We start from the raw sequence: 19,622 nt of genomic DNA on the forward strand, positions 1-19,622 counted from the left end.
GCGCGTTTAATAGACTTGCATATCTTGCACACCATAAACAGCGGCAGCCAGGACGGGGATATTCCCTTCCATGGCTGCCGCTGTTTCAATTGGGCTCATTCGCCGCGGGGCGGCGTTTGGCCCTGTTCTATAGATTTTGCTCGCTAACGCCGTTCTCCGGGTCGAAGGTCAGCATCTTCGTGCCGATCTTATCGATAAAGAACCGGTCATGGCTGACCGTCACGACCGCGCCGGGAAAATGAATGAGCGCCTGTTCCATCACCTGGATGCTCGTCAGGTCCAGATGGTTCGTCGGCTCGTCCAGAATAATGACGGCCGCTCCCGAGAGGAGGCATTTCGCCAGCGCTACCCGCGCCTTCTGGCCGCCGGACAGATTGCCGATGAATTTGCTTAAATCCGCCTCCGAGAATTGAAGCATGGACAGGAACTTGTTCACCTTCTTACGCGGCGCATCCAGCCCGAGCCCGTACGTATTGACCGCATGGCTGACGGTATCCTTCGGATCGAGCTCTTCCCACATCCGGTTAAAGTACGCGTACTCGACGCCTCTCTCCCAGATGACCGTGCCGGATTCGGGCTTCTCCTGACCCGTTAACGCCTTGATGAGCGTGGACTTCCCGCTTCCGTTCGGCCCCGTGATGACCAGACGGTCTTCCTTCTGGATGTCGAAGCTGACGTTCCGGAAGATCTGCCGGCCCTCGTACGTCTGCCCGATTCCTTTCACTTCGCACAGCTTGTCCGGAAACCGCAGCCGTTCGTAAATATCCGTGATCAGCACATTGACCGGGTGCGGCTCGATCCGCTTCTTGTTGTCGGCCAGCTTGCGGGACAGCCGGTCTTTGGACGACTTGCGGCTCGCGCGGGTGTCGATCGCCTCCGCCTCCATGAGAAGCAGTTCTTCCTCCCACTCGAACTGGCGGTCCAGCTCCTTCTTGCGCATTTTCTTCTTGCGGATGTAATCGGTGTAATTCCCCTCGTACTCCTGGAAGTGATAGTTCTCGATCTCGATCGTCTTGGTCACGACTTTGTCGATAAACTGCCGGTCATGCGAGACCAGAATCATGGCGCCTTTGAATCGGTACAGCCACTGCTCCAGCCAAGCGATGCCTTCGATATCCAAATAGTTCGTCGGCTCGTCGAGCAGGACCACGTCGGGCAGCTCGATCAGCATTTTCGCCAGCGCGGCGCGGTTACGCCAGCCTCCCGACAGCTCGTCGATCGGCTGATGGCGCGACCGGTCGTTGAAGCCGAGCTTCGTCAGCACCGTGTTGATCTCGACGGAGACGTTCCAGCCGTCCAAGTGTTCCATCTGCTCGAACAACTCCGCCTGCCTCGCGAGCAGCCGCTCCATTTCGCCGTCGTTATCGACAGTGCCCAGCTGCTCTCCGACCTGCTGCAGCTCCCGTTCGATCAGCGCGACCTGCTCGAAGCACATCTCCAGCTCTTGCTGGACCGACAAGCTCCCGCTCAGCTCGGAGAACTGGGAGAAGTAGCCGATCTTCACCTGCGGGTCGACCTCCACTTTACCCGACGTCGGTTCTTCCTTGCCCATGATAAGCTTGAACACCGTCGATTTGCCGGCGCCGTTTCGTCCGATCAGGCCGATTCGTTCCCCTTGCGCTACGCGAAAATAAATTTCGCGGAAGATCAGGGCGTCCTCATATTTCTTCGTGACGTTCTCTAGCCGAATTACGCTCATGCAATCACCCTTCTCGTTCCATGTCTCGCCCAATTATACCATTAGAACGGAATCCGCCCGCATCCCCGTTCGGGGAAACGGTACAAAAATTCCAGCAATCCATGTATATTAGGAATAGCTGGACTTTGCAGCATCGAAGAGTCCATGCGAATTCATCCGACTATGGGAGGAACCGTACTTGAGGACAAACAGCGCAATCATCGTGCAAGCCGAAGAAGGCCGATTAACCGGACTTGAAATCGTTTCCGAAACGCCGGGATTTTCCGGAAGCGGTTACGTACAAGGTTCCAGCAAGGACGGAGACCGGGTCGAAGTGGACATTCAGGTTCCGGAGGATGGCTTCTATGATCTGAACGTTCGCTACTCCGTGACCGACGGCTACCGCAGGAACGTCATTCTGATCGATGGAAACAGCTACGGCGAAGTAATTTCCCACGCCACGGAAGGCTTCGTAACCGAACGCCAATGCACCGTTTACCTCCAAGCAGGCGCACATACGCTGGCGCTGTTGAAGTCTTGGGGAGAGGGCGTCGATGTGGACAGCTTTCAGCTGACCGATGCCGAGGCGCCCGTGCTCGGCCGCGAACCGCGTCCGCTCATTAACCCGAACGCGTCGGCGGAAACGGTCGCGCTCTGGAACTACTTGAACAGCTTGTTCGGGAAACACATCGTTACCGGCCAGCATACGGCTTCGTCGTTCTCCCCCGCGAAGGAATTTACATATATTCGCAACGTAACAGGCAAGCAGCCGGCTATTCGCGGCTTTGATCTGCTCAGCTATTCGCACGCGACCGAAACCGCCGATCCGACAGACCACAAGCTGCTCGAAATCGAGGAAAACAAAGGCTCCGTCGAGACGGCGATCGAGTGGACGACGGTCCATAATGGCATCGTTACCATGACGTGGCACTGGTACGCGCCTACGGGCGGCAAGGACAAGACCTTTTATACGAAGAACACCGATTTCATTCTCCCGCTGGCGCTTAAGCCGGGGACGAAGGAACACGAGCTGCTGCTCGCGGACATGGATTACGTCGCGGAGCAGTTGAAGAAGCTGCGCGACCGGAACGTGCCCGTGCTGTGGCGGCCGCTGCACGAAGCGGACGGCGCGTGGTTCTGGTGGGGCGCGTTCGGCGCAGAGCCGTGCAAGCAATTGTGGCGTCTCATGTACGACCGTTTCACCAATTTGCATCAGCTGAACAACCTGATCTGGGTCTGGAACTCCTCGGTCGCGGAGTGGTACCCGGGCGAAGGCGAGACCGATATCGACAGCTGCGACATTTACGCGCCATCCGGCAACTACGGTCCGTTGCGCAAGCCCTACGAGCACGTCGATGCGCTGGCCGGAGGCAAGAAGCTGGTTGCTCTCGGCGAGAACGGCTCGATTCCCGATCCGGATCTGCTCCAGGCGGGCCGCACCGCTTGGCTGTGGTATATGACGTGGGGCGAAGGCTTCGTGACCGAGGGTAAATCGACGACGGATGAGCAGCTGAAGAAGGTTTACAGCCATCCCTACTGCATCACGCTTGACCGTCTGCCGGATTGGAGACATTTCGGACAGGCATAAGCTTCTTTCTATCCGTAACGCCTCGGCGGTTAATAGCAACTACAGGATAGCCCCTATCAAAAGGAGCGCGAACGAGAATCCACTCGATCGCGCTCCTTTCTTCGTTGCGGCGGCTGGTATTGGCACACGGGGCATCCAGGGGCATGTTTTCCTGCAGCACGGTTCCTCCATTCTCCTTCGGCTCCCGGAACGCCAGTAACGCCTAGCTGGGCTTCTGCATAGGATGAATCATGTTTACAATGGAGGTTTTCCAACCATGAATTCAAAGAACAACACGGCCCCGCAAGAGACGAAGCCGGTTAATCAAGAAGTGAAATCGGCTCATCATGGACATCACGGACATCACGGACATCACGGACATCACGGACATCACGAAATGAAACCGATCTATCAATGCGACGACAAGATTCATCAAACGCTGCGTAACGTCCACGATCATCTTCACGGGCTGTGCACGGGTCATATGCATCGGCTTGTAAAGGTGGAGATGATGGACGGCGACGTCTTCGAAGGACATATCGTCCATTGCGACAAAGGCATTCTCGTCATCTGCCTCAACAATGAGTACGGCCACCGCGGATTCTTCCCGGGCCCGCCCGCTCCCGGTTTCGGTTTCAACAACAACTATGTATTGCCGTTGGTACTGTTTAACCTGCTAGCCATCTCGCTGCTCTAAGAAACCCGCGGGCAGTCAACTTACAAAGGAGTGATCAGCATGGCTTTCATGCCTCCAACCGGACCGCAAGGCGCGCAGTCGCCTCCGTCCTCGCCGCCGCCGCAAGCGGTTCCCCCGAAGCCGCTTAGCGCGTCGACGCTTGCCGTCGATCCGGGCGCCATTTCGCGCTGCATGTTCCGCATGACGTACATTTGGCCGCGCAGCGGAGCCGGCTTCTGGTTCTTCCCGACCTTCGTCGGCCGGACGTCCGTCGCGGGCTTCCGGTGGAACGGCTTCTTCTGGATGTTCACCGGCATCGACCTGCAGCGGATTGACGCGTTTACTTGCGTCTGATTCGTTATCATTTGCCTGTTAACCGATGAAAGACCGGAAGCCCTTGCTGCCGCAAACTGCGGCCGGCAAGGGCTTCCGGTCTTTGTCGTCTTCCAACGCTGAATTACACGTAGCGGATCGCCGTGCCGTAGGCATTCACGGAGCCCACGGCAGGAACGATCAGCATGCCGATGACCGCATCGCACTCCGGAATCGTTCCGCCGGCGCGGCCAAGCTGCTGCAGCACATGAAGGGGCGTACCGTTGGCTACTCTGCTGGTATAGACCGAGCACAAGATTTCATAGGAACGCGGCAGCGAGTGAACGGTATACACCGGCACTTCCCTTACTGGCGCGGCCGGCTCGGATACTTGCGTATTTTTGTTGCCGAACATGGACGGATCACCCCGAATATCGTTTTAAACCTAGTATAACGTATCCGGCCGCAGTTCGGCACCGCGAGCCGTGACAATTAGAGCGCCGGCACCGGCGCCGCAACCGGCTGCTGCCACACTTGATCCTTTCGTATATTTAGTTGCACAAAAAAACAAAGCACGACATGACCGCCTGCTTTATAATTAGAGTAAATGAAAAATTTACCTAAAGCTGGTGGCTCATCATGACTTTACTCATGGATTCAAAGGCGATTCTGCTTTCGCTTGGAATCGGATACGTATTCTCATTAATTATGATTAGCGCCTATTGGCAGGATCATATACAAGCTTCAGCCGTCAAAATCTTCTTCGTATCCAAATGCATCCAAACCGCGGCCTGGTGCTTGATGATTTTACGCGGGGGGATTCCGAGTTTCCTCTCCGTCTCGGTCGGGAATTCGGCGATGCTGATCGGGGCTTCGCTGGAAGTGATCGCCCTGCTAACGCTCCTGCACGAACTGCAGCCCCAAACCAAGCGGAGATACCTAGTCTATACCGCTCTCGGCATTATCGGTTTTCAGCTGATCATTCTCTTCGACAACCAAGAAAAGCTCCGAATTGCCTACTGCTCCGTCGTCATCGCGCTGCTCATCCTGCCGACATGCCGGATAGCGCTGGGGAGAAACCGCTCCTTGCTCATGCGCATGATGGGCAGTCTCTATCTCCTGTTATTCGCATCGACGCTGATCAGAGGCATGATCGCCCTTCTGACCGACGCTTCGACCAGCTATTATAAGACGGGGATGTATCAGTTAATCTCGTTATTGGCCCTCTACCTCGTCTCCATCATGCTGAATATGGGATTCGTCCTGTTATTGAAGGAGCAAACCAATCAAGAATTAATCCGATTGGCCAGCCGCGACGATTTGACGGGCGCCTTGAACCGCAGAACGTTCGCCCTTCAAGCGGACCAGTGTCTCGCCGACCATGCCAAGAGGGGGATGCCGCTCTCTTATCTGTTGTTCGACATTGACTGGTTTAAAGCCATTAACGATACGTACGGCCATGACGCCGGCGATCATGTGCTGCAGGATCTCGCTTCGCGCATTAAGCGCGATCTGGGGCGCGACGATTTGTTCGTTCGCTACGGAGGCGATGAATTCGGACTGCTGCTGCCCGGCATGGACGAGACGGCGTCCAATGAAGCGGCCGAGCGCATCAAGAAGGTACTTACGGGAGCGACGATTCATGGCCTCCCCGTTACCTATTCCATCAGCATCGGCGTCCTTACGATCGTTCCCGATGCGGGAACGCAGATGGAGAGCCTGTACGCCTTTTGCGATAAAGCCCTCTACACCGCGAAACGCAACGGACGAAACGGCGTGTTTCGCGGCCGGTTTGCCGAGCAAGGCGCGATCTCGTCCTGACCGGAAGCAGCCGGGGAGAGACCCCGCCCGGGATAGACAAGCAGTCTGCCGTTCGAATAGAGCCGAAGCATCACCCTGTTCAGGGCGGTGCCTCGGCTCTATTTTTTGTCCTTTTTCGCGATACCCATTATCTTCTTGACAACCGGTAGGGATAGATTCTATGCTTTGTTTGTGCATTTATGTTGATTTAATTGGAGTTGGTTGGATTTTGTTCGCAAATGAGAGATATGCGGCAATCGCAGAGCTTCTGGAAAAGCAATCATCGATTACGGTTGCCGAGCTGATGGAGCTGTTCGGCGTCTCCATCGAAACCGTGCGTCGCGATTTGGCGCATCTTGAGAAGCAGCAGGCGCTGTCGCGCGTGCATGGCGGGGCCGTTTCCAAGAAACAGCGCAAGCCGTTCGCCAAGCTGGAAACGCGCATAGCCGAGAATAAAGCGATGAAAACCCAGCTCGCCGATATTGCCGCGCGGTATATTAACGAGCATGACACGATCGCCATCGATTCCGGCAGCACGGCTATGGAACTGGCGGCTGTCATCAAGAAAAGGTTCCGCCGGCTTACGATTATCACGAATTCTCCGGAAGTGTTCGGCTGCTTCAGCGACGCGGAAGGCTTCGAGCTGATTCAGATCGGAGGGAGATACCTCAAGGACGAGAGGGCGTTCTACGGGCATCTGGCATTGGACGCGATTCATCGGCTTCACTATTCGAAAGCCTTCATCTTCCCCTCCGCCATCTCGCTCAAGAACGGCGCAAGCGAATTCGTGCACGAGCTGTTTGAAATTCAGCGGGCGTACATGCGCAACGCCGGCGAAGTCTTCATGCTGGCCGACAGCACGAAATTCGAAACGGCTGCCACGATCAAGCTGTGCGACCTTTCGCCGTCCTTCAAGATCATCACGGACAGCCAGCTTCCCGGACATGTACTCGCTCTGTACCAGAAACAATCCTTGCAAATAATTAATCACTAGAGGAGTGTGCGCGATGAACGAAAAAGTATTGCTGATCTTGGTTGACGGGATGCGTCCCGATGCATTGTCCGCTTGCGGTCATCCCTTTATCGAGGAGTTGAAGGCGTCGGCGGCTCATACGCTGCAAGCGACGACGATTATGCCCAGCGTAACCCTGCCTTGCCATATGTCGTTGTTCCACAGCGTTCCGTCTGAGCGCCACGGCATTCTGGATAACGTGTACACGCCCCAGGTCCGTCCTATTGCCGGACTTTGCGAGCAGCTGCATGCTTATCAGCGGACATGCGCCATGTTCTACAATTGGGAGCAGCTCCGCGATCTAACCCGTCCCGAATCACTGGCCTACAGCTGCTTCATCGCCGGCAATGCCCATACCTACGAAGCATCCAATGACATGTTGACCGATCAAGCTATTCAATACGTAGGCGGGCATTTGCCCGACTTCGCTTTCTTGTATTTGGGCCTCGTGGACGAAATCGGCCACAAGCACGGCTGGATGTCCGACGCCTACCTGAAGTCGGTCTATGCATCGTGGGCATCCATCGAGCGAATCGTTCGCGCCTTGCCGCCGGAATACGCCGTTATCGTAACCGCGGACCACGGCGGGCATGACCGCACGCATGGGACGACGATGCCGGAGGATATGACGATTCCTATATTCATCAAGAGCCGATCGATGCTGCCCGGAACCGCGATCCGACAGGCAAGCATCCTTGATCTCGCGCCGACCATTGCGAAGCTGAACGGCGTGCCGAGCAATAAAGATTGGGAAGGCCGATGCCTGCTGTAAAGTTGTCGCCCCGTCAATCCTTCATCTTCAGCTCGCTTTGCTGCCTTGTTTATTTTACGAGCTACATGACCCGGCTGAATTACGGAGCGGCCATCTCCGAAATCGCGGACTCGCTGCGCGTATCCAATTCGCTTGCCGGCATGGCCTTGATCGGCAGCTTCATCGCCTACGGCATCGGGCAGCCGATATTCGGGTTAATCGGCGACCGCTTGCCGCCCAGGCACATGATCGCGTCCGGGCTTGTTGCGACCGCATTGCTTAACCTCGCCGTTGCCAATACGGGCAACATCTATCTCATCACCGTTATTTGGTGTTTTAACGGCTTGTTTCAAGCGATGCTATGGCCTCCCCTCGTGCGGATCATGACGCAAACCTTGTCGCGCGAAGCCTACAACAATGCGAGCGTCGGCGTCGTCGCGGCAGCATCCGCCGGCACGATCGGCGTCTACTTGCTCGTCCCGCTATGCATCGTCCTCTCCGGCTGGCGGATGTCCTTCGCGATTCCGGCCGGCCTGTCCTTACTGGTCGCCGGCATCTGGTTTGCAGGCGCGCGCAAATTCCCGTCGCAGTCATCGGGCGGCGCTATGAATCCCGTCACGGAGCAAGCATCGGGGAAGGCCGTTCCGCTCATCTTCGCGTCGGGTCTCTTGCCGATTATAGCGGCCATTGTCTTGCAGGGCGCGCTGCGGGACGGCATAACGACATGGATGCCGACCTTCATCGACGATAACTTCGGCCTGGGCAATTCCTTCTCCATCCTGAGCACGGCCGTCCTGCCCGCGTTCACGATTATCAGCGTATCGGCCGCTTCCTTCGTTCAGCGCATCCTGCAGAACGAAGTCCGTACCGCGACGCTCTTCTGGGCCGCCGCATTGGTCACGGCCGGCTTATTGATCGCCTTGTATAACGCAAACGCCATAATCGGCATCGCGCTGATGGCATGCCTGACAGGCTGTATGCATGGCATTAATTTGATGCTGATCAGCCTGCTGCCCGTGCATTTCGCCAAATTCGGCAAGGTAGCCACGATATCGGGCATTCTTAACGCGTTCACCTATCTCGGCAGCGCCGGATCCATCTACGGCATCGCGGCAATGAGCGGGCGATTCGGCTGGGAAATAACGATCGTCGTCTGGTGCGCCATGGCATTGGCGGGCGTCATCCTGTGCGCCTTCTGCACGAAGCGCTGGCACCGGTTCATTGCGAAAGCCGGACAGGAAGCATAGGCATTCGGAACTACTTGCTCTAACAGCATCGGCAAGAAGAGCCGACCGAAAGCCGACCTTCTTCATGGGGAGTCTAGCCGCGCCGCACCGAGCGCGGCCGGAATCCCTTTTTCTTATTCAAGTCCCCCCCTCTTACCGCCGCAAACACTCGCAGTTACCCTCAATAACGCTTATACATGCCGACTGACTTCGGATACGTATAATCAAATCCGTATTAGGCCCCTCTGAAACTTGCAAATTAATTCCCAACGCAATCGGCAGATTACGGACAGCTTATAAGTGAAGAATAGAACGTCCTGCGCGCGATCGCCTATCTCGTTCGACCGTACTGTTTCCCATATCGGACAATGGTCCGGTAATAATTTTTGTCGGCAAGCGACTTCAACGCGCTGAAGCTCGGCCGCGTGTTCACTTCCAGAATCCACAGCCGTCCCTTACGGTCAAGCGCGATGTCGAGGCCAAGTTCCTTAAACTTCTTGCTGCGACGGTCGAAGCAGCGGGCCGTCTGCATGCCAAGCTTCTTCAGCCGCTTTTTATATCGTTCGATCTGCGGCGCGCTGCAGCCCGTACGGCGCAGCGTCTGCTCCACGTACGCAAGCTTGCCGCCTTGATGATAGTTCGTGACGACTTTGTTCGGTTTGCCCAGCTTGACGAACAGCAAGGAAGGCACCCATTTCCCGGCCTTCGTCTTCTGCATCATCATTCGCAGGTCGAATGGTCTGCCTCCCGAGGTTTCCAGGGCGATTCCCTTCTGGAGCAAGTAACTCCGGCCGCGCGCGATCCGCTTCAAACGGCCGAACAGGGCGCTCGAAGATACCTCGAATGAGCTTACGTCCTTCTTCACCTGAAACTTCCGGGAGGTCAGCCGCTTAACGCGCGCAATGCCGTTGCCGCCCGTTCCGCCCGTCGGTTTGAAATACACCGTCTTATAGCGGCCGGTCATCTCCTTCAGCGACGAACGGGTGAATCGCATCGTATCCGGCACGTACCGTCTCAATACGCGGTCCGACCATAACCATTTCGTCTTCGTCCATTTGCTCTTAACCGACATGCTGCGGCTGCCTACGCCTCTTCTACGCATCCAGTTCCTCTCCTTCGCGCCTCTCGGGATAGATTACTTATCCCCTGCAAGAAAAGGCACGGCAGCTGTCATGGTCGGCCCGGGAACGGGTCATTTTATTTAAAAAGAACTTGTTTCGGAGCAATTGTTTAGTTTACATCTGATGTAATATTTCTGTATACTTAATAACAGCTTTTCCCGATTACTGGACAACCCAAATTAGGAGGAATTTCAGGTGCAGCAGAAGACAATCAAGATCGGTATCGTAGGATACGGCAACCTCGGCCGAGGCGTCGAGAAGGCCATCGCTCAAAACCCGGATATGGAACTTACGGCGATTTTCACCCGCAGACAGCCTGAACAATTGACAGGCGGAGAAGGCGCCCGCTTCGAACATATTTCGGCAGCCGAGCAATACAAAGGCATTATTGATGTCATGATTCTATGCGGCGGCTCGGCAACCGACCTTCCTGAGCAAACGCCTCCAATGGCTAAAATGTTCAATACCGTCGACAGCTTCGACACGCATGCGAAAATCCCTGAATTCTACGAAGCCGTTAACGCAGCGGCTCTGGAAGCCGGCACGCTTAGCATCATTTCGACAGGCTGGGATCCGGGTCTATTCTCGCTGAACCGTCTGCTCGCAGAAGCGATCCTTCCGGAAGGCAAAGACTTCACGTTCTGGGGCAAAGGCGTAAGCCAAGGCCATTCCGATGCGATTCGCCGCGTGCCGGGCGTTAAAGCTGGCGTTCAATATACCGTACCCGTGCAAGAAGTCATCAACCGCATTCGTTCGGGCGAAACGCCTGAATTGGCGACGCGCGACAAGCATCTCAGAGAGTGCTTCGTCGTAGCCGAAGAAGGCGCGAACAAAGTCGAAATCACGCAAACGATCGTGAACATGCCGAACTACTTCTCCGATTACGATACGACGGTTACGTTCATTACCGAAGAGCAGCTGAAAGCCGAGCACCAAGGCATGCCGCACGGAGGTTTCGTTATCCGCAGCGGTATTACAGGCGAAGGAACGAAACAAATCATCGAGTTCGGTCTGACGCTCGAAAGCAACCCTGAGTTCACGGCAAGCGTGCTGGTAGCATGCGCAAGAGCCGGTCACCGTTTAAGCCAAGAAGGCAGCAAAGGCGCGAAGACGATCTTCGACCTTCCTATCGGCTACTTGTCGCCGAAATCGGCCGAGCAGCTTCGCCGCGAACTGCTGTAATAAGCCTCACAAACGAACTTGCCATTACAAAATGGCAAGTTTTTCTTTTAGGGTGGATAAATGTATTTTATTGCCCTTAAAAATTATTTGATTGGAATTCTGCGGCCTGCTTGATTACAATGTATAAAAATGCAAACTATCGTGTAAATAATGCAAACCCACTCGATCGCCACCAACAAAGGAGCGTTGTTCAAGTTGATAACCGTTATTTCTGATCCCCAAATGGCAGCTGCAAGCGAATATGTTCATGCCGTGTATGACACGGTCGTAAAGCGTAATCATCATGAACCCGAGTTCCATCAGGCCGTCTTCGAAATCCTCGAATCCCTGATTCCAGTAATTGCAAAACGTCCCGAATATATGAAACACAATATTCTTGAGCGGATCGTCGAACCGGAACGCGTCGTGTATTTCCGTGTTCCTTGGGTAGACGACAGCGGCAGCGTACAAGTGAACCGCGGCTTCCGCGTTCAATTCAACAGCGCACTCGGTCCTTATAAAGGCGGACTTCGCTTCCATCCTTCCGTTAATGCAAGCATTATTAAATTCCTCGGCTTCGAACAGATCTTCAAGAACAGCTTGACCGGCCAACCGATCGGCGGCGGCAAAGGCGGCTCGGACTTCGATCCGAAAGGCAAATCCGACAACGAAATCATGCGTTTCACGCAAAGCTTCATGACGGAGCTTTACAAATACATCGGACCTGAAGTCGACGTTCCTGCAGGCGATATCGGCGTAGGCGGACGGGAAATCGGCTACATGTTCGGGCAATACAAACGCATTCGCGGCGGCAACGAAGCAGGCGTTCTGACAGGCAAAGGCATCGTGTACGGCGGAAGCCTCGCACGGACAGAAGCAACCGGTTACGGATGCGTGTATTTCGTGAACGAGATGCTTGAAAGCAAAGGCCTTTCCTACAAAGACAGCACCGTAGTCGTATCCGGTTCCGGTAACGTGTCCATCTACGCGATCGAGAAAGCGCAGCAGCTCGGCGCTAAAGTCGTAGCATGCAGCGACTCCAACGGTTACATCTACGATGCAGAGGGCATCAACCTCGACACCGTGAAGCAACTGAAAGAAGTGAACCGCAAACGGATCAGCGAGTACGTCAAAGAACATCCGCATGCTGTCTACACGCCAGGCTGCGAAGGTATCTGGTCGATTGCTTGCGACATCGCTCTTCCATGCGCAACGCAAAACGAAATCGACGTGGAAGCGGCGAAAACATTGGTCGCTAACGGCGTGAAAGCAGTCGGCGAAGGCGCCAACATGCCATCGACGCTGGAAGCAATCGAAGTATTCCTGAACCACGGCGTTCTGTTCGGACCTGCGAAGGCTGCCAATGCCGGCGGCGTAGCGGTATCCGCGCTCGAAATGGCGCAAAACAGCATGAGATTGCACTGGTCCTTCGAAGAAGTAGACGCCAAGCTGCATGACATCATGAAGAACATCTACAACCAAAGCGTAAAAGCAGCAGAAGAGTATGGCTATGCAGGCAACTTGGTCGTCGGAGCGAATATCGCCGGCTTCATTAAAGTAGCCGACTCCATGATTGCTCACGGGGTTGTATAAGAATAATTTCGGAACAACGGCCGTTTCCCGGTATCACCCGGGGAGCGGCCGTTTCTTGTTTCCTGCGCCTATTAATGAAGGAAGGCCGGGGCGCCGATTACCGCGGTCAGCAGGAGCCTGTTCGGTGACAAGCACATAATAAGTCCGCCCGGCCATACAACATGCTTCGACAGAATTCAGGCGCTTTGTAAAAAATAGGTATTGCCGACTAGCCAGCCAATGTCTCGGCCAGTCCTTGGCACGACCTATCTCCCGGTGAGAGCCGTATCCGATGCCTTCGAAGCCGATCACGACAACGCCTCGCGGACGATCAGCATCGGAGCCGGAGACGCAGTTAAATTCAACTCCAGCGGAATCAAGCCTAAGTATAAGCCATGGCAATTCGAGGACGTTGTCGAGAGGTCGCAGCTTACGTTCGGCGATACGTCATACGACGGCGCGTACAGCATGCCGGCATGGTCAGGCAGTAAGCCCAACGACTATATGAGCTTCCAATTCGATGGCAAATACCAAAAGCTGCACTTGGTCGTCTCCGGCCAAACCGATCTGAAGTTCCAAGTCGCCGATCTACTCAAATCCGAACCGGCGAATTCATGCCTGGATCGCTTCTATCCGAGAACGAGTTGTCCGAGATCCTGAAGATGAGCCGTACGCCGATTCGTGCATCTGGACCGCCAGCTCGAGGCCGAGCGGAATAACGCGTACACGCGCTACCTCGAGAGCTCCGTGAAGTTCACCGAATGCTTGCTTAAGATATAACGGCGTCATCGCTAATGTAGTGGATATCGGATTCCGCAAGCTGGTCCTCTACGGCATCATTAATTTCAAGCTAACGCCCCACGAGCCGCACTATTCCGCCAACCGATTGAACCAAGCGATCTACGAGGCGATTGCGGCCGGCGATTACGATCGGTTTCGCGATATCGCCACGCAGTCTTACGTCCAGAGCCGGCAGCATCTGCTGAGAGTAGCCAGACTGTAGCGCCTTCATGCGCAAAAAAATACAGAGCGACGGCAAGCCTTTCACCGTGCTCTGTATTTTTGTATCCCGTAGAAACGAAACTGAGCTGTCCCTCTTACTTCACGCCGATTCCGTCCGCCGTCTCCACATTCGCGAAATAACGCGCGCTGTCCACCATCGGCGTACAATCGGAGTGATCCCCCGCCAGCGTGATCTCAAAGATAAAATCTTTTCCCAGCACGAGCGGCTTCACCATTCGCCAATCGATTCTGCCCTGGCCGAGCGATAGCGAATCATGCTCGATCCCCATGCTGTCGACCAAATGATAATATTCGGCGTACGGTTTCGTTCGTTCAAGCACATGCTGAAGCCTCTCGTTATCCCCGCCGCATGAAATAAACGCGTGACTCACATCGACATTCAACGGCAACTCTAACGGCACGATCAATTCATCCACGAGGTAAGGGTTAGTACCGTAGGCAAACAGGCCCGCGGTCGAATCTTCCCATAAGAACACATCCCTGGCGTAGGTCAGGATCTCGCGGATTTCTTCCCGCAAGCGAACGGTCCGCTCCCGGGTGATGTAATGGCAGCTTTCCGTATGCGTATAGTGGGCATGAATGATGCACTTGGCGCGTTCCTCTTTGCAGATGCGCGCGAGCAGTTCCGAAGATTCATGATAATAGCGGCGGACAGCCGGATTACTGCTTAGGATGTCCAGATACTCGCCTTGGAACTTCGGCGGATGGTGCAGATAAGGCTTGACTCCGCGCTTATGAAGCTGACGGATGCGGTCCCGAATGAGATCGGGGGATTCGAGATCTTGCTCGCTCAGGTAGAATTCAATAATATCCGGATTGTACGAGAGCCGGTTGTCCACGTTGCGCTGCTCCAGGTTTCCCTTCAAGCGAAGGTACTTCATCAGGGCGTCACCTCCTCTTTTCATGTTACCGCAGACGTGTCAGAAGAAGATTATCGTACGGCACTTCCAATGATTTCTTTTCCGCCTGACCGAATTACCATCTGCTCATTGCCGTAAACCGCCATGCATAGGCTTCTTTCTCGGCTTGGTACATCCATTTTTCTTTAACGAGGCGTGCTTGTCCGCTCTTCGTCGTGACGGAGGTTTGTTCCGACACATAGATCTTAACCAGTCCCGGCGAAACCTGCTCCGTATGATCGACCGCGTACGATTTTCCGAAATGTTCTTTGGTCCCCGCGGCATAGACGGTTTTGAAGAACTGGCGCTGCTGCTTGTCGATGACACTGCCCGGTTTCAAAATATCGTCCAACGCATGTCCGTTATTGGTGTTCACCGCCACGGTGAGGCCATGATAGTATGCCTGCAGCATGTCATTGACGAAGATCGTGCGATTCTTGCTCCGAGTAACCTTGGCGACCGAGATGGAGCCTTTGTAGGCATATGGGGGCATGGCGTCCACTACGTCTCCGGTTGCCGGATCGACGAGGTAGGCGGTATAGCGGGAATGATAGTCGGCCGCCATTTTCCCGGTCTTCGGGGACTTGATAAGCGCGAATACGCCGATTTCTATACGGCCCTTGGAGTAGTTGCCTGTCGCTTCGACCGTACGATCAGCAGGCAGGGACTTCAGGAAGCGCTGCTTGAATAATTGCACGCACTGCAAGTCGCTATACGGAGCATCGTGTTTATCCACCATAATATTATCGATGTACCGGTCATCCAGATAACCGTATACGTTGCCGGATACGGGATCGACCCGGAAGACGTCGCTCTCCCCGATCTCCTCCCGGCCCGTTAACGTAAACACGTAACCGCCGTCCGCATACATGAATTCATAGTCGTATTCGCCATGCACATCATGGATTTTCATCCGGACGAGCCTCAAGGCCTCGTCGATTGTCAGCGTTTGGGGGGCTCGGCTTGCATCGTATTGCTGCTTCGTCATGACGGTAATCGGCAAGGAAATCACGCTTTTATCGGGAAGAGCGGCTTGGACCGTCACACGGCCCGCTTGTTGGGCGGAGACTTCTATCAGCCCCGGATATGCTTTCGTGATTTTCAAATAAGCGGAATCCAGCTTGAAGACAGCCTTGTCCGCTACCGCGCCTTCAGCCGCATGCGTACCGCAGAAGACATATAAATCGGCATGGCCCAAATAAGGATCGTCAATGACAAGCGTTCTCCCGTTATCGGTTTCAATCGAACAGGTTGCGGACTGTTTAGCCGCCGCCGCTGCATCGGAATGAAACGGATTGTACCCTAACGTACCGGCTGCGAGTACGAGTGCGATAATTAAACAAACCTTAGCTTTCATTTTATCCCACGCTTCCAAGATTAGGATATTCACTAGTCCGATTCTCGCATAATTCCGGATGCCTGTATACGATGATTAATCTTTGTTATTGCAATCTATCATGTATAGGACGGCTGCTGTTCCACGAACAGCACAAGAAGGGCAGCAGCAGGTTACTTGCCCGTAACCTGCTGCTGCCCTCAAATCCGCGTCCGGCAAGGCCCCGCGGTTCCTACTATCCCCCATCACAACCTAATTCCCGCCGCGCGGCATCCGCTCGCTCCGATTCCCCGAACGATCGGCCGCTATTCGGCTATTCTTCAATCGAAATGCCATACTCCTCCGCGACCTTCAGCAAGCGGTTCTCAACGTTCTCGTAATCACCGACGTTGTTGCTGGCGACGACGATCGGGTCATCCATTCCTTTGAAATGCATCTCAATGCTTCTCACCTGGACGGTCCGAAGAAACTTCTTCACGGAAACGTTCTCCTTCACCATGCGATCGAGCCTGCTGTAGGCGATCGTCCGCGGCATCTTTTCCTTTTCGAGTGTCAGCACCATTTCCCCGGCATCCAAGTTAATATCCACCACTTTCGGCATGTGTATCACCTCCAGACGGTTTCCTCAGGATGAAAGCTAGTGTTTTCATCCCCATTGTATGATTCGAATGCCGGATTATGCCTCTATGCATGCAGTTTGACAACCATAATCCCTAATAATTCTTTCAGGCAAACACTAATGTTATCCATTGCGGTGGAAGAAGGACTCCATTTGTTCAACGCGTAGCTGGCGCGGCGGCTTGCCTTATAATCGACCGGGTAAGGCACGACCGACATCCCCGCTTCCCGGAAGTCCATCACCGATCTCTTCATATGAAAGGCGGACGTAACGAGAATCGGCTTCGTCAAATGATGAAGCGCCAGCAGCTCCCCTGTATATTCGGCATTCTGCGAGGTGTTCAACGAACGATTCTCGACAAGAATTCGGTCCGCGGGTACCCTTAAACCGATAAGCTCCCGTTTGGCGATTTCCGCTTCGTTCCCGGTATCGGCAAACACCTTGCCCCCCGAGAAAAGTATGGGCAGTCCCGTCCTCTGGTACAGCCTTGCGGCTGCCAACAGCCGATTCCCGGCCGATCCGGACAAGTTGCCCTCGCCGTCGATATCCGGCGTATCGACGGTCGCCCCGCCGCCCAGCACGACGATGACATCGCCCGCCAAGCCGCTCGGAGGCGCATAGCCGTTCTCCAGGCTGCGCATAACGCCGTCGCTTATGACGTTGATGCTGCACAAATAGAGGAGCAATGCGAAGGCAAACGCCCCGATCGCCGGCGGTCGGCTGCGCTTGATCCACAGCCATACCCCCGCTCCCGCCAATAAGACGATGAATATCCCCGGCGGCAGCAGAAAGCTGTATATAAATTTAATAACGTAGATCACAATTATCACTTCCTTTGTTCCTAACTAATTCCCGCGTGATTGGATAAATTCCTTTCTTGCGGGGCATTCGCCCGTTAGTTATTTACCCGCTTCAAGTCATTCGATCCGAAGATAACGGCACAGAGCAAGCTTTGGAGTAATCTGCCCGCCGTAAAGGCAGGGAAAGTCTATGCGGTCGATTCCGGCCTTTGATTCTCTTATGACGTCATGTCGTTTAATGCTCAGTTGGACGACGTGACCAAATTGCTAAACAAGTAAGGGCTTGATGATATAGAGCACTGCCGGAAGTTGGCCGGGCTCTTTTTGTTGCATGTCGATCCGCAAAAAAAACAGAGCAGCGGCATCTGTCTCGCCGTGCTCTGTTTAGCAAACTGGAACAGGATTAATTCGTCAGTGCCCCATCATAACGGGGGTATGGACGCCCTCCGCACTGTCGCCTTCCGAGGCTTTCGGCTTCCGCAATGCAATGGCCAATAAGGCGCCGGCAACCGCGATGCAGCCCGCGATGAAGAACGTATCCCCGAAGGCGGCCACGAGCGAAACGCCCTTATCGCCCTTCGAAGTGGCCAAGTGATCGGCGACCCGCGTACTCAGGTAACTTGCCAATCCTGCCACGGCGAACGAAACGACGACTTGCTGGGCAGCCGAAGTAAGCGGCGTTACCCGGTCTACGAGCCGTCTTGGAGCGGCTTTTAAGATATGCGTATTCACCGGCATCATGGACAACCCCATGCCTACGCCCATAATCATCGTCGCCGTGATGACGTATCCCGCGCCCGAATCGGCTTGGATTTGCGACATGTAGAACATGCCTGCCGCCACGAAGGCGATTCCGACGACGCAGACGGCGCGGGCTCCGAACTTGTCGAACAGCTTGCCGCCGATCGGCATGAATAGGCCCGTCATCGCGACCTGCGGCAGAATCATAAAGCCGGTCTTCAACGGCGCATAATGGAACACCTGCTGCATGTACATCGGCACGAACAAGAATGACCCGAATAATGCCATGAACATTAACCAAGACGTGATAATGCCGATCGTGAAGTCCGTGGATTTAAACACGCGCAGCTCCAACAACGGCTGCTTGTGGCGAAACTCGACGAAGATGAACGCAACCAGAGCCACGACGCCCACAATTAGGCTAACGATCGTATTCGCGGATCCCCAGTCCTTGCCGCCCTCGCTGACTGCATAAGAAAGCGTGGAGAACGCGATCGGCGCAAGCAGCATGCCCCAGAAGTCCAGCGCCGGCACGCTTCTGCGCTCCACCTTCGGCAAGTAACGGAGACCAACCAGAATCGCGATAACGCCGATGGGCAAGTTAATCAAGAAAATCCAGTGCCATGTCGCGTATTCCAGCAAATATCCGCCCAGCACCGGACCGAGCGCCGGGCCGAGCATCATTGGAATGCCGAGCATCCCCATGACCGCGCCCTGTTTGTTCGGAGGCGCCAGCTTGAAGATGATGGCCATGCCGATCGGCTGCACCATGCCTCCGCCGACGCCTTGAATAATGCGGTAGATAATCAGTTGTTCAGGCGTCGCGGCAAACGAACAAAGCAGCGAGCCCGCCGCAAACAAGAAGATCGTAATCAGAAAAATCTGCTTCGCGCCGAACCGGTCCGTCAGCCACCCGGCCAACGGAATGACCGCGGAAAGCGCCAGCGTGTAAGCCGTAATCGACCATTGCATCGTATTAACGGAGGATCCAAAATCCTCCATCAAGGTCGGCAATGCAATGTTCATGACCGTGCTGTCGAGAATAACCATAATCATACCGACGACGATCGCCATCAGCGGGCCCATAATCGCTTTCATCGAGAACGGCGCGCCTTCTTCGGCAGCAACTGCATTCGAATGGTTAGACAACTTTTCCCCTCATTTCGCTTAGATTCCTTCCAGTAAACGGTACTATTATTAGGGGAAGATTTCAACCGCCCAATCATTAAAAGTGCGTTAAACATGTCCGGATTTACGCATAAAAAAAACACAGAGCACCGGGGTCGCTTGTCCGGCACACTGTGTTCGGTCATCTACAGATACGGAGC

At 54.7% G+C, this 19,622-nt stretch carries 20 protein-coding genes; 12 read left to right on the plus strand and 8 right to left on the minus strand.

Annotated elements, in window-relative coordinates; all coding sequences use genetic code 11:
• Positions 1–127: 127 nt before the first annotated feature.
• The gene (locus tag GZH47_RS15500) at positions 128–1,699 is read right to left on the minus strand and encodes an ABC-F family ATP-binding cassette domain-containing protein (protein WP_162640881.1); all 1,572 of its coding nucleotides are present in this window, start codon (positions 1,697–1,699) and stop codon (positions 128–130) included.
• Between the two features lie 178 nt (positions 1,700–1,877).
• Here GZH47_RS15500 and GZH47_RS15505 point away from each other — a divergent pair, with 178 nt between their 5' ends.
• The 3 genes from GZH47_RS15505 (at position 1,878) to GZH47_RS15515 (ending at position 4,275) form a co-directional block, all read left to right on the plus strand.
• A complete protein-coding gene (locus tag GZH47_RS15505) occupies positions 1,878–3,266 on the plus strand; it encodes a glycosyl hydrolase (RefSeq protein WP_162640882.1) in 1,389 nt (462 codons plus the stop codon).
• 256 nt (positions 3,267–3,522) lie between these two features.
• A complete protein-coding gene (locus tag GZH47_RS15510; protein WP_162640883.1) occupies positions 3,523–3,942 on the plus strand; it encodes a hypothetical protein in 420 nt (139 codons plus the stop codon).
• A 39-nt stretch (positions 3,943–3,981) separates the two neighbouring features.
• Positions 3,982–4,275 (plus strand): transporter, encoded by a 294-nt coding sequence (locus GZH47_RS15515; RefSeq protein WP_162640884.1) that lies wholly within the window; start codon positions 3,982–3,984, stop codon positions 4,273–4,275.
• Positions 4,276–4,378: 103 nt separating this feature from the next.
• Here the strand turns inward: GZH47_RS15515 and GZH47_RS15520 are convergent, their stop codons facing one another.
• Complete coding sequence (locus tag GZH47_RS15520) at positions 4,379–4,648, minus strand: hypothetical protein (protein WP_162640885.1); 270 nt, start codon at positions 4,646–4,648, stop codon at positions 4,379–4,381.
• Positions 4,649–4,872: 224 nt separating this feature from the next.
• Here GZH47_RS15520 and GZH47_RS15525 point away from each other — a divergent pair, with 224 nt between their 5' ends.
• The 4 genes from GZH47_RS15525 (at position 4,873) to GZH47_RS15540 (ending at position 9,043) form a co-directional block, all read left to right on the plus strand.
• Entirely contained in the window at positions 4,873–6,054 is a 1,182-nt protein-coding gene (locus tag GZH47_RS15525) for a GGDEF domain-containing protein (RefSeq protein ID WP_162640886.1), read from the plus strand.
• Between the two features lie 208 nt (positions 6,055–6,262).
• Positions 6,263–7,027: a DeoR/GlpR family DNA-binding transcription regulator gene (locus GZH47_RS15530; RefSeq protein WP_162640887.1), complete on the plus strand. Its 765-nt coding sequence runs from the start codon at positions 6,263–6,265 to the stop codon at positions 7,025–7,027.
• A gap of 13 nt (positions 7,028–7,040) precedes the next feature.
• Positions 7,041–7,817, plus strand: a complete 777-nt coding sequence (locus GZH47_RS15535; RefSeq protein ID WP_162640888.1) for an alkaline phosphatase family protein — start codon at positions 7,041–7,043, stop codon at positions 7,815–7,817.
• Positions 7,805–9,043, plus strand: a complete 1,239-nt coding sequence (locus GZH47_RS15540) for an MFS transporter (RefSeq protein WP_162640889.1) — start codon at positions 7,805–7,807, stop codon at positions 9,041–9,043. The genes GZH47_RS15535 and GZH47_RS15540 overlap by 13 nt, the downstream gene beginning before the upstream one ends.
• Positions 9,044–9,353: 310 nt before the next feature.
• On the opposite strand, the gene GZH47_RS15545 is transcribed toward GZH47_RS15540, so the two are convergent.
• Entirely contained in the window at positions 9,354–10,124 is a 771-nt protein-coding gene (locus GZH47_RS15545) for a YheC/YheD family protein (protein ID WP_162640890.1), read from the minus strand.
• A 214-nt stretch (positions 10,125–10,338) separates the two neighbouring features.
• Between GZH47_RS15545 and GZH47_RS15550 the strand changes: the two genes are divergently transcribed.
• From GZH47_RS15550 to GZH47_RS15570, 5 genes are all read left to right on the plus strand, one after another.
• The gene (locus GZH47_RS15550; protein WP_162640891.1) at positions 10,339–11,325 is read left to right on the plus strand and encodes a diaminopimelate dehydrogenase; all 987 of its coding nucleotides are present in this window, start codon (positions 10,339–10,341) and stop codon (positions 11,323–11,325) included.
• Between the two features lie 222 nt (positions 11,326–11,547).
• On the plus strand, positions 11,548–12,897 hold the full coding sequence (gene gdhA / locus GZH47_RS15555; protein WP_192043641.1) for an NADP-specific glutamate dehydrogenase: 1,350 nt from the start codon (positions 11,548–11,550) through the stop codon (positions 12,895–12,897).
• Positions 12,898–13,116: 219 nt separating this feature from the next.
• The gene (locus tag GZH47_RS15560; protein WP_162640893.1) at positions 13,117–13,536 is read left to right on the plus strand and encodes a stalk domain-containing protein; all 420 of its coding nucleotides are present in this window, start codon (positions 13,117–13,119) and stop codon (positions 13,534–13,536) included.
• A complete protein-coding gene (locus tag GZH47_RS15565; protein WP_162640894.1) occupies positions 13,491–13,595 on the plus strand; it encodes a hypothetical protein in 105 nt (34 codons plus the stop codon). The genes GZH47_RS15560 and GZH47_RS15565 overlap by 46 nt, the downstream gene beginning before the upstream one ends.
• Before the next feature lie 80 nt (positions 13,596–13,675).
• The gene (locus GZH47_RS15570) at positions 13,676–13,879 is read left to right on the plus strand and encodes a hypothetical protein (RefSeq protein WP_162640895.1); all 204 of its coding nucleotides are present in this window, start codon (positions 13,676–13,678) and stop codon (positions 13,877–13,879) included.
• A gap of 94 nt (positions 13,880–13,973) precedes the next feature.
• Here GZH47_RS15570 and GZH47_RS15575 read toward each other — a convergent pair whose 3' ends face one another.
• From GZH47_RS15575 to GZH47_RS15595, 5 genes are all read right to left on the minus strand, one after another.
• Positions 13,974–14,780, minus strand: a complete 807-nt coding sequence (locus GZH47_RS15575) for a TIM barrel protein (protein WP_162640896.1) — start codon at positions 14,778–14,780, stop codon at positions 13,974–13,976.
• A gap of 94 nt (positions 14,781–14,874) precedes the next feature.
• A complete protein-coding gene (locus GZH47_RS15580) occupies positions 14,875–16,155 on the minus strand; it encodes a TcaA NTF2-like domain-containing protein (protein WP_162640897.1) in 1,281 nt (426 codons plus the stop codon).
• 292 nt (positions 16,156–16,447) lie between these two features.
• Complete coding sequence (locus tag GZH47_RS15585) at positions 16,448–16,735, minus strand: hypothetical protein (RefSeq protein WP_162640898.1); 288 nt, start codon at positions 16,733–16,735, stop codon at positions 16,448–16,450.
• 83 nt (positions 16,736–16,818) lie between these two features.
• Entirely contained in the window at positions 16,819–17,574 is a 756-nt protein-coding gene (locus GZH47_RS15590; RefSeq protein WP_162640899.1) for a YdcF family protein, read from the minus strand.
• Between the two features lie 390 nt (positions 17,575–17,964).
• Complete coding sequence (locus GZH47_RS15595; RefSeq protein ID WP_225446501.1) at positions 17,965–19,443, minus strand: DHA2 family efflux MFS transporter permease subunit; 1,479 nt, start codon at positions 19,441–19,443, stop codon at positions 17,965–17,967.
• Positions 19,444–19,622 lie beyond the last annotated feature (179 nt).

Source organism: Paenibacillus rhizovicinus (genome assembly GCF_010365285.1).
In the GTDB taxonomy this organism is placed as follows: Bacteria; Bacillota; Bacilli; order Paenibacillales; family Paenibacillaceae; genus Paenibacillus_Z; species Paenibacillus_Z rhizovicinus.

What these genes read in the sequence shown, in the direction of transcription:
- GZH47_RS15565 (WP_162640894.1), top strand. Translation starts at nt 13,491, where the DNA reads ATGCCTGGATCGCTTCTATCCGAGAACGAGTTGTCCGAGATCCTGAAG.
- GZH47_RS15575 (WP_162640896.1), bottom strand. Translation starts at nt 14,780, where the DNA reads ATGAAGTACCTTCGCTTGAAGGGAAACCTGGAGCAGCGCAACGTGGAC.
- gdhA (WP_192043641.1), top strand. Translation starts at nt 11,548, where the DNA reads ATGGCAGCTGCAAGCGAATATGTTCATGCCGTGTATGACACGGTCGTA.
- GZH47_RS15515 (WP_162640884.1), top strand. Translation starts at nt 3,982, where the DNA reads ATGGCTTTCATGCCTCCAACCGGACCGCAAGGCGCGCAGTCGCCTCCG.
- GZH47_RS15580 (WP_162640897.1), bottom strand. Translation starts at nt 16,155, where the DNA reads ATGAAAGCTAAGGTTTGTTTAATTATCGCACTCGTACTCGCAGCCGGT.
- GZH47_RS15560 (WP_162640893.1), top strand. Translation starts at nt 13,117, where the DNA reads ATGTCTCGGCCAGTCCTTGGCACGACCTATCTCCCGGTGAGAGCCGTA.
- GZH47_RS15500 (WP_162640881.1), bottom strand. Translation starts at nt 1,699, where the DNA reads ATGAGCGTAATTCGGCTAGAGAACGTCACGAAGAAATATGAGGACGCC.
- GZH47_RS15510 (WP_162640883.1), top strand. Translation starts at nt 3,523, where the DNA reads ATGAATTCAAAGAACAACACGGCCCCGCAAGAGACGAAGCCGGTTAAT.
- GZH47_RS15545 (WP_162640890.1), bottom strand. Translation starts at nt 10,124, where the DNA reads ATGCGTAGAAGAGGCGTAGGCAGCCGCAGCATGTCGGTTAAGAGCAAA.
- GZH47_RS15540 (WP_162640889.1), top strand. Translation starts at nt 7,805, where the DNA reads ATGCCTGCTGTAAAGTTGTCGCCCCGTCAATCCTTCATCTTCAGCTCG.
- GZH47_RS15520 (WP_162640885.1), bottom strand. Translation starts at nt 4,648, where the DNA reads ATGTTCGGCAACAAAAATACGCAAGTATCCGAGCCGGCCGCGCCAGTA.
- GZH47_RS15525 (WP_162640886.1), top strand. Translation starts at nt 4,873, where the DNA reads ATGACTTTACTCATGGATTCAAAGGCGATTCTGCTTTCGCTTGGAATC.
- GZH47_RS15535 (WP_162640888.1), top strand. Translation starts at nt 7,041, where the DNA reads ATGAACGAAAAAGTATTGCTGATCTTGGTTGACGGGATGCGTCCCGAT.
- GZH47_RS15585 (WP_162640898.1), bottom strand. Translation starts at nt 16,735, where the DNA reads ATGCCGAAAGTGGTGGATATTAACTTGGATGCCGGGGAAATGGTGCTG.